This window comes from Streptomyces murinus (genome assembly GCF_002154555.1).
GTDB lineage: Bacteria > Actinomycetota > Actinomycetes > Streptomycetales > Streptomycetaceae > Streptomyces > Streptomyces murinus.
Genome location: NZ_MUNF01000772.1, coordinates 1 through 4558, shown reverse-complemented (window position 1 = coordinate 4558; position 4558 = coordinate 1). Strand labels below are relative to the sequence as shown.

The following is a 4558-nucleotide window of genomic DNA, read 5'->3' as shown; positions in this document are numbered from 1 at the left end:
GCCCGCTGATCGTAATGGGGGAGTGGGGGGCCGCCGTAGAGCGTGCACGGCAAAAGGGTTAAATTTGCACCCGGGATGCGTATTATTTACGCTCGCGCTATGAGGCTGCTGCGTTCCACCGACCTCGCCCTGCGCATTCTGATGCGCCTCGCTGTATCCACCGAGGACACGCCCGCGACCCGCAAGGTCGCCGAGGACATGGGCGTGCCCTACACGCATGCCGCGAAGGTCGTCGCCGAACTCCAGCACCTGGGCCTGGTCGACGCCCGCCGCGGTCGCGGCGGCGGCCTGGCGCTCACCGAACGGGGCCGTACGGCCTCCGTCGGCGCGATCGTGCGCACCTTCGAGGGCGACGACGAGGTGGTGGAGTGCGAGGGCGCCACCCCCTGCCCGCTGCGCTCGGACTGCCGGCTGCGCGGCGCGCTGCGCCGGGCCCAGGAGGCGTTCTACGGCTCCCTGGACCCGATCACCCTGGACCAGATCGTCACGGACCCCACCGGCCCGGTCCTGCTGGGCATCTCGATGCGCCCCGCCGAGCCGCCGCCTCTCTCCTGAGCCGCTCAGGGCATCAGGCGGCGAGCCACAGATCGGGCCCGAAAACCTCGTAGTGGATGTCGGCGGGCGCCACACCCTTCTCGATCAACTGGCCGCGCACGGCGCGCATGAACGGCAGCGGCCCGCAGAGGTAGGCGCAGGTGCCGGGCGCGATGTCGATCCCGGACAGGTCGACCAGGCCGGTACGGCCGCCGGGTTCGGCGTCCCGCTCGTAGAAGAAGGTGACGTCCGAGTCCGCGAGCTTGTCCGCGTACGCCCGGTGGTCGACGCGCAGGGCGTGGTCCGCGGGGGAGCGGTCGCCGTGTACGACGGTGACCGGCGCGTCGTGCCCGTCGGCCGCGAGCGAGGCCAGCATGGCGACCATCGGGGTCACACCGATGCCCGCGGAGGCGAGCAGCAGGGGCCGCCCGGCGACACCGTCGAGCACCAGATCGCCGTACGGCTCCGACAACTCGATGACGTCACCCACCCGTACGTGCGCGTGCAGCTGACCGGACACCTCCCCCTCCGGCGTCGTACCCCCGTGCACCCGCTTGACGCTGAACTGCCGTACGTCCTCGCCCGGCGCCCCGGACAGGCTGTACTGCCGTATCTGCCGCGCCCCGTCGGCCAGCTTCACCCCCACGGAGACGTACTGCCCTGCGCGGAAGCCCCGCACGGGGGACCCGTCGACGGGCCGCACCCGGAAGGACACGACGTCGGCGGTCTCCTCCTCCCTCCCCACCACCTCCCACTCCCGGAACTCCTGGCCGCCGCTCTCCTCGTACAGCCGCTTCTCGATGGCGATGAGGGCGTTGGCCATCAGCCAGTAGACCTCGGTCCAGGCGGCGGCGACCTCGGGGGTGACGGCCTCGCCGAGGATCTCCGCGATGGCGGCGAAGAGGTGCTCGTGCACGACCGGGTACTGCTCCGGTGCGACACCCAGCGAGGCGTGTTTGTGGGCGATGCGGCTCAGCATCGCGTCCGGCCGCTGGTCCGGGTGCTCGACCAGGTGTCCGGCGAACGCGGCGATGGAGCCCGCGAGGGCCGACTTCTGGGCGCCGGAGGCCTGGTTGCCGCGGTTGAACAGGTCCCGCAGCAGCTCGGGGTGGGCGTCGAAGAGCCGGGCGTAGAAGCGCTCGGTGATCTGCTCGATGGCGGTCCCCACGGCGGGGAGGGTGGCGCGGACGGTGGCAGCGGACTGCTCGGACAACATCGCGGACTCCTTGCGATCTCGACTGATCGAACGCTATTTAAATATGCATCCACGATGCAAATTTAAGGGTGGTGTCCTGCCTCACGTCCCCGCCCCACCCCGCCCGGCCGTTACGGATGCCGCCGCCGACAGGCAAGATGGGCGGCAGGGCAGTACACCTGCCGTAAGAGAGGCGTTCAGAAGGTGGACGTCGGGGTGATCAAGGTCCGCAACACGGATGAAACGGTGTTGTGGTGGGATGCTCCTGACCAGCAAGGATGGGGAATCGGAAGATGGACAAGCAGCAGGAGTTCGTGCTCCGCACCTTGGAGGAGCGCGACATCCGGTTCGTACGCCTGTGGTTCACGGACGTGCTGGGCTTCCTCAAGTCCGTCGCCGTGGCCCCCGCCGAGCTGGAGCAGGCCTTCGACGAGGGCATCGGCTTCGACGGCTCCGCCATCGAGGGCTTCGCCCGTGTCTACGAGTCCGACATGATCGCCAAGCCGGACCCGTCGACCTTCCAGATGCTGCCGTGGCGCGCGGAGACCCCCGGTACGGCCCGGATGTTCTGCGACATCCTGATGCCGGACGGCTCCCCGTCCTTCGCCGACCCGCGCTACGTCCTCAAGCGCGCGCTGGCCCGCACCTCCGACCTGGGCTTCACCTTCTACACCCACCCGGAGATCGAGTTCTTCCTGCTGAAGGACCGCCCGCTGGACGGCACCCGCCCGACGCCGGCCGACAACTCGGGCTACTTCGACCACACGCCGACCAGCGTGGGCATGGACTTCCGCCGCCAGGCGATCACGATGCTGGAGTCGATGGGCATCTCGGTGGAGTTCTCCCACCACGAGGGCGCCCCGGGCCAGCAGGAGATCGACCTGCGCTACGCCGACGCCCTCTCGACGGCCGACAACATCATGACCTTCCGCCTGGTCATGAAGCAGGTCGCGCTGGAACAGGGCGTCCAGGCCACCTTCATGCCCAAGCCGTTCTCCGAGCACCCGGGCAGCGGCATGCACACCCACCTCTCCCTCTTCGAGGGCGACCGCAACGCGTTCTACGAGTCCGGCGCGGAGTACCAGCTCTCCAAGGTGGGCCGCTCCTTCATCGCGGGCCTGCTCAAGCACGCCGCGGAGGCCGCCGCCGTCACCAACCAGTGGGTCAACTCCTACAAGCGCATCTGGGGCGGCTCCGAGCGCACGGCGGGGGCGGGCGGCGAGGCCCCCTCCTACATCTGCTGGGGCCACAACAACCGCAGCGCCCTGGTCCGCGTCCCGATGTACAAGCCCGGCAAGACCGGCTCGGCCCGCGTCGAGGTCCGCTCCCTGGACTCCGGCGCCAACCCCTACCTGGCCTACGCCGTCCTCCTCGCCGCCGGCCTGAAGGGCATCGAGGAGGGCTACGAGCTCCCGCCGGGTGCCGAGGACGACGTCTGGGCCCTCTCGGACGCCGAACGCCGCGCGATGGGCATCGAACCCCTCCCGCAGAACCTGGGCGAGGCCCTGACCCTGATGGAACGCAGCGACCTGGTCGCCGAGACCCTGGGCGAACACGTCTTCGACTTCTTCCTCCGCAACAAGCGCCAGGAATGGGAGGAGTACCGCTCGGAGGTCACGGCCTTCGAGCTTCGCAAGAACCTCCCCGTCCTGTAACCGCCTCTCTCCCGGGGCCGCCGTCCGAAAACGACCGGCCCCGCCCCCTCCCTCCTGCCAGAATCGGGCGCACGCCTATTCGACCTCGGGGGAGAGCCGTGAAGGACGCGACAGAACTGATCAAGGCTCTCACCGGCCTGGCCTGGCCGCTGATGGTGGGTGTCGCGCTGTGGCGCCTCTTTCCCCTGATCAAGGAGATAGTCCGGTCCCGGGGTTTCACGATCAAGGTGGGCGAGGCCGAGCTGTCGGTGCAGGAGGTCTCGGAGAGCCTGATCCGCACCACCGCCGACATCCAGGGCCGACTGGCCTCCGTGCGCGCACCGGCGGCCGGCCGCACCCTGGACTCGGTGCTCTGGGTGGACGACCGCCCGGAGAACAACGCCACCGAGGTGGCCCAACTCCGCGCCCTGGGCGTCGAGGTCACCCTGGCGAAGTCCACCGACGAGGCCCTGCGCGCCCTCGCCCGCCGCAACCGCCCCTTCGACGCCGTGATCTCGGACATGAGCCGCTGGGAACGCACCCGCACCAACCGCACCGCCGGCCTCGACCTGATCCGGGAACTGCGCGCCCAGGACGACCCGATCCCGGTCTTCATCTACGCCACCGCCCGCGCCCTCGCCCTGCGCNNCGCGGGCGGCACCGGAGTCGTCGGCTCCTCCACCGAACTCTTCCAACTCCTGCGAGGCGTAGGCGAGTTCCCGACCCAGCGCACCTGAGCCGAGGGGACCCGTAGCCGACGCGCCCCGGGGTACTCCCGCCCCCATGGCGAACATCCTCATCGGAACCTGCGGCTGGACCGACCGCGCCCTCCTCACCAGCGGCTGGTATCCGCCCGGCCACCGCGACACCGAGGGCCGCCTGCGCCACTGCGCCACGCGCTTCCCCCTGGTCGAGGCGGACTCCCCGTACTACGCCCTGCCCACCGTCCGCACCACCACCCACTGGGCGGAGCGCACCCCCGATGGCTTCCGCTTCGACGTCAAGGCGCACTCCCTCCTCACCGGCCACCCCACCCGCCTCTCCGCCCTCCCCGAGGACCTGCGCGAACACCCCCGCGACGACGCCCTCCTGACCGAACTCTGGACCCGCTACGCCGAGGACCTGGACCCCCTCCGCCGCGCCGGCCGCCTCGGCACCCTCCTCTTCCAGTACCCGCTGAGCCTCGCCCCCGGCC

The 4558-nt window shown here is 70.3% G+C and carries 4 protein-coding genes; 3 read left to right on the top strand and 1 reads right to left on the bottom strand.

The window, feature by feature from the left end; translation table 11 throughout:
• The first annotated feature begins 99 nt into the window (after positions 1 to 99).
• Entirely contained in the window at positions 100 to 555 is a 456-nt protein-coding gene (locus CCN72_RS34735) for an RrF2 family transcriptional regulator (RefSeq protein ID WP_086812332.1), read from the top strand.
• A 13-nt stretch (positions 556 to 568) separates the two neighbouring features.
• On the opposite strand, the gene CCN72_RS34730 is transcribed toward CCN72_RS34735, so the two are convergent.
• Positions 569 to 1750 carry a globin domain-containing protein gene (locus tag CCN72_RS34730; protein WP_086812330.1) on the bottom strand — a complete coding sequence of 394 codons (1182 nt, stop codon included), beginning with the start codon at positions 1748 to 1750 and terminating at the stop codon, positions 569 to 571.
• A 272-nt stretch (positions 1751 to 2022) separates the two neighbouring features.
• Here CCN72_RS34730 and CCN72_RS34725 point away from each other — a divergent pair, with 272 nt between their 5' ends.
• Positions 2023 to 3384: a glutamine synthetase family protein gene (locus tag CCN72_RS34725; RefSeq protein ID WP_037656358.1), complete on the top strand. Its 1362-nt coding sequence runs from the start codon at positions 2023 to 2025 to the stop codon at positions 3382 to 3384.
• Positions 3385 to 4146: 762 nt separating this feature from the next.
• Positions 4147 to 4558, top strand: a 412-nt coding sequence (locus tag CCN72_RS34715; RefSeq protein ID WP_143664305.1) for a DUF72 domain-containing protein, incomplete at its 3' end; no start/stop codon positions are given.

What these genes read in the sequence shown, in the direction of transcription:
- CCN72_RS34735 (WP_086812332.1), top strand. Translation starts at nt 100, where the DNA reads ATGAGGCTGCTGCGTTCCACCGACCTCGCCCTGCGCATTCTGATGCGC.
- CCN72_RS34730 (WP_086812330.1), bottom strand. Translation starts at nt 1,750, where the DNA reads ATGTTGTCCGAGCAGTCCGCTGCCACCGTCCGCGCCACCCTCCCCGCC.
- CCN72_RS34725 (WP_037656358.1), top strand. Translation starts at nt 2,023, where the DNA reads ATGGACAAGCAGCAGGAGTTCGTGCTCCGCACCTTGGAGGAGCGCGAC.